Source organism: Boseongicola sp., assembly GCF_057460485.1.
On sequence record NZ_JBVCWP010000316.1, the window covers coordinates 1 to 4,123 of the forward strand.

Annotated in this window: 5 protein-coding genes; all 5 read left to right on the plus strand. The window is 55.8% G+C overall.

Features of this window, described 5'->3' with window-relative positions; translation table 11 throughout:
* Positions 1-297, plus strand: a 297-nt coding sequence (locus AC221Y_RS21065) for a M20/M25/M40 family metallo-hydrolase (RefSeq protein ID WP_486708315.1), incomplete at its 5' end; no start/stop codon positions are given.
* A 46-nt stretch (positions 298-343) separates the two neighbouring features.
* Positions 344-1,306 carry an agmatinase gene (speB, locus tag AC221Y_RS21070; protein ID WP_299757711.1) on the plus strand — a complete coding sequence of 321 codons (963 nt, stop codon included), beginning with the start codon at positions 344-346 and terminating at the stop codon, positions 1,304-1,306.
* A gap of 62 nt (positions 1,307-1,368) precedes the next feature.
* Complete coding sequence (locus tag AC221Y_RS21075) at positions 1,369-1,818, plus strand: DUF1499 domain-containing protein (protein ID WP_486708316.1); 450 nt, start codon at positions 1,369-1,371, stop codon at positions 1,816-1,818.
* Between the two features lie 312 nt (positions 1,819-2,130).
* Positions 2,131-3,186, plus strand: a complete 1,056-nt coding sequence (prfA, locus tag AC221Y_RS21080; RefSeq protein ID WP_299757720.1) for a peptide chain release factor 1 — start codon at positions 2,131-2,133, stop codon at positions 3,184-3,186.
* A complete protein-coding gene (gene prmC, locus AC221Y_RS21085) occupies positions 3,183-4,040 on the plus strand; it encodes a peptide chain release factor N(5)-glutamine methyltransferase (protein WP_486708317.1) in 858 nt (285 codons plus the stop codon). Before prfA ends, prmC begins: the two co-directional genes overlap by 4 nt.
* Positions 4,041-4,123 lie beyond the last annotated feature (83 nt).

Consider the following 4,123-nt stretch of genomic DNA (forward strand, 5'->3'; position numbering starts at 1 on the left):
ACCTACACAAACGACATTCCCCCGACTGTGAACGATCCCGACAAAGCGACGTTTGCGGCTGAGGTTGCTAGTGAACTTGTTGGAGCTGATGCCGTGGATAACCATTTGATCCCGCGCATGGGAGTCGAGGACTTTTCCTATACGGTGGAGGGACGCCCCGGAGCCTATATGTGGATTGGACAGGGTGAATGCCCGGCGCAGCACCAGCCGACCTATGACTTCAACGACGACATCGCGCTTCTTGGGGCCGGTTTTTCGCTCGGTCGAGCCTGCGCAATCGCTCGATACTTGACGTGAGGCCGATGTTCGGGCCTTTAGTTTGTAGCCGCAAAGGGAACAGTGCATGGGACTGGAAGACGCCGCAAATGAGGTTGATGTCGCGTTCACACGGGCAGAGCCGCGCGGGCTCGCCTACGAAAACGTATTCGCAGGCGTGCCGTCGTTTTTGCGCAGGAAGCTGACGAAGGATCTTGCGGGCATTGATCTGGCGATAACGGGTGTGCCTTTCGACCAATCCGTCACGCACCGTCCGGGGACGCGGTTTGGGCCGCGTGCATTGCGCGAAGCGTCCACGCTTCAGGCCGGCGATCCTCCCTATGGCTGGGGCTTTGATCCGTTGGGAGAGTTTGCGATAGTAGACTACGGAGATATGGCGTTCGATTATGCGAAAGTGGCCGAGGTTCCCGGGCTGATTGAGCGCCATGCTGCCAGCATTCTGGATCAGGGTGCTGCATGTCTAACACTTGGCGGTGACCACTCGATCACATTACCATTGTTGCGCGCACATGTTGCGCGTCACGGGCCTTTGGCCTTGGTGCAGTTTGACGCGCATTCAGATACTTGGGTGGATGATGACCGGGCGCGCGTGGATCACGGGACCTTTGTTTATAAGGCGGTACAGGAGGGACTGATCGATGTAGATCGGTCGGTTCAGATCGGTATCCGCATTGCAAATGACACGGCCTTAGGGATTACGCGGCTTGACGCGCGGTGGGTTCATGAAAAGGGTGCTGCGGCGACTGCAAACGCAGTGAAAAACATCGTTGGGGACGCGGCGTGTTATCTGACGTTTGATATTGACGGGCTTGATCCGGCGTATGCGCCGGGGACAGGCACGCCGGTCTGGGGTGGTCTCACAACGGCGCAGACAGCGATCATTCTGCGAGATTTGGCAGGGATTAACCTTGTTGGGGCGGACGTTGTCGAAGTGTCGCCGCCGTTTGATCACGCAAACATCACAGCTGTTGCGGGCGCGCATGTGGGCTATGAATTGATCTGCCTATGGGCGTGGAACCGCCGGTCTTGATTGCTTTGAAAATTCTGCAACATATCTACGTTAAAGACCAACACATTTGAGGCGATTGAGTGATGCAAACTTCCTTCTTATTCATTATTTTTGTCGTAATTCTTGGTGCCGGATGGATAAGGTTCGCCCCCACAGATGTTGATGCCTGGCACGTTGATCCTGCCACAGCCAATGATCCCGGCGCGCAAGGGTTTCGAGTGATAGGGCGCGAGGCACCGCGATTTTCAGGCGACCCGGTAGCCGTTTTGGAGGCTTTGATTGCGATTTCCCGGGCAGAACCACGCGTACGACGCCTGGACGGAAGTGTAGACGAGGGAATGTTGACGTTTGTGGCGCATACAAAGTGGGTCGGGTTTCGCGACTACATCACTGTCAAAGCTGTGGCCGAGGGATCGGCTACAAAGCTGTCGGTTATTTCTAGGTCGCGCTACAGCTATGGCTCAGATCGGGGTGTAAACCGCGAACGAATGGAGCGTTGGTTTGCTGAACTGGAGGATATTTTCGTCGAGTGACGACGACAGGCAACCAATGCCGGTATCTCGCCATATCGGTACGTTCAGTGCCATCTCGCACAAAGCCATAAAGGCGCGGCCATTGACGAACAGGCATATCTCCTGGCCAAGCTCGACGCGCGATCCTTGGGTGTCCGTACAGTAGCACTCGATGACTTTTCCACCGGGGCCTGTGATGTCAGCGAAGCCTGGACTGGCAGCAAGGCCGAGGATTAATGCTAGCTTCCACATAACAAAATTATAGCATCGAAAGCCACTCGCGCAAAGTCACGCTGTCTTGACCTTAGAGGGTGGATCGGAGAGACGACAAAGATGATCCCGGCAGACACACTTCAACTGATCATTGGGCGCTTTCAATTCTTGGAAGCCAAAATGGCTGGAGGCGCGGATGGGTCCGAGATTGCTGTCCTTGCGCGCGAATACTCTGATTTGAAGCCGGTCGTCGAAGAAATTACGCAATATCAAGAGCTTGTTGCAGCCGAGGCTGAGGCACAGGCGATGCTTGAAGACCCGGAAATGCGGGCCTTGGCGGAAGAGGAACTTGCAACCCTCAAGGGGCGACTTCCGCAGGTTGAACAGGCCTTGAGAGTTGCGCTTTTGCCGCGCGATGCGACCGATGCCCGCCCGGCGATCATAGAAATTCGGCCCGGAACGGGCGGCGAAGAAGCAGCGCTTTTTGCAGGTGATTTGCTACGGATGTATCAGCGATACGCTGAGACAAAGGGCTGGCGGTTTACGATTGTCGAATTTGCGGAAACTGAGCTTGGCGGTGTGAAGGAAGTGGTTGCGAATGTGTCTGGAGAAGGCGTGTTCGCACGACTGAAGTATGAAAGTGGTGTCCACCGAGTGCAGCGCGTCCCGGAAACCGAAAGTGGCGGGCGCATTCACACCTCGGCTGCTACAGTCGCGGTTCTGCCCGAGGCGGAAGAGGTGGATATTGATATTCCAACGACGGACATTCGCATTGATACGATGCGGGCCAGCGGCGCGGGCGGGCAACACGTAAACACCACCGATTCTGCGGTGCGGATTACTCATATTCCGACTGGCGTGGTTGTGACGTCTTCCGAAAAATCTCAGCACCAGAACCGTGCCATAGCGATGCAGGTGCTCAGGGCGAAACTCTTTGATCTAGAACGACAAAAGGTGGATCAGGAGCGGGCCGCGGATCGGAAATCTCAGGTTGGATCCGGGGACCGCTCGGAGCGGATACGGACGTATAATTTCCCGCAAGGACGGCTGACGGACCACCGGATCGGCCTGACGCTCTATCGGCTCGGAGATATCTTGGCTGGTGATCTCGACGAGGTAATTGAGGCGTTGATTGCCGAAGATCAGGCAGCGAAACTGGCCGAGCAGGGGCTTTGAGCGAAGGCGCGACACCCGAAACCGTGCAGCAGGCCATGACCCGCGCCGCGCGGTCGCTGGATGAGAATGGGCTTGCCTACTCGATGCGGGATGTCCGCCGATTGATGACCGCGGCCCTTGCTATCAAGTCTGATCGGCTAACGCTCCATCTGCGCGATGACCTTCCCCCTGAAGTTAGGATCGTATTTGATGCCTTTTGTGCGAGGCGTGGAAAACGTGAGCCCGTATCACGGATACTTGGGGGGCGGTTGTTTTTCGGGCGATGGTTTAAGAATTCTTCGCATGTCCTTGATCCTAGGCCAGAAACTGAGATTTTGGTTGAGCGTGCGCTGCAAGGTGATTTCGACAACGTGCTTGATATTGGTACCGGATCGGGCTGCATTGCACTGACGCTTTTGGCGGAAAAGCGCGACGCAACTGCGATTGCTACGGATGTTTCGCCAGACGCCTTGAAAACTGCCCTGGAAAACGCAGTCTCTTTGGAAGTTTCTGACCGCGTGACGTTTGTGGTCTCAGATTGGTTTCATTCGGTTGACGGACGGTTTGATCTGATCGTTTCTAACCCGCCTTATATCCACCCAACCGAAATGAACGCACTCTCTCCAGAGGTTGCGCAATGTGATCCGCATCTTGCCCTGACCGACTTTGTAGATGGCTTGACCGGCTATCGCGAGATTGCGGCACATGCGCGCGGGCATCTGCATCCGGGTGGCCGCGTTCTTGTTGAGATCGGGCCAACGCAGGCGAAGGCCGTTCATAAACTGTTTGTCAATGCCGGTTTAGTCTCGATTGCAGTGCACCCCGATTTTGACGGGCGGGACCGTGTTGTCGAAGGCTTTCTGCCAGATTCTTGAAAAATCTGGCAGAATCGGCGAATTACCCGCAGTTAGCCGTAAAATAAGCTTGCTCTGAGCGCCGCCACCGGTTACAACTTTTG